A 228-nucleotide genomic window follows, 5' to 3' on the forward strand; every position below is an offset into this window, starting at 1 on the left:
CTGGATTCTTGCCGACAAAACAGGGATCACTGCACCAAGAGGAACCAGCGGAGCAGATCAGGAAACGCGTCGTCGGCCGCGGCAATCCGGGCGCGAAATATGCGGGCAACCGCCATAATATCGGCTTGATGGCGCTGGACCAGATCGCGGCGGAGCATGTCTTTGCACCGTGGAAGGCCAAGGTTCAGGGACAGCGGAGCGAGGGAAGCATAGGTCGCGAAAAGGCCA

At 60.1% G+C, this 228-nt stretch carries 1 pseudogene; it reads left to right on the forward strand.

From position 1 onward, the window contains the following. Window positions 1–56: 56 nt before the first annotated feature. Window positions 57–228: pseudogene (locus R0J92_RS27625) on the forward strand (aminoacyl-tRNA hydrolase); the annotation flags it as partial.

The sequence above is a fragment of the Tritonibacter sp. SIMBA_163 genome (genome assembly GCF_046535935.1).
In the GTDB taxonomy this organism is placed as follows: Bacteria; Pseudomonadota; Alphaproteobacteria; order Rhodobacterales; family Rhodobacteraceae; genus Epibacterium; species Epibacterium scottomollicae.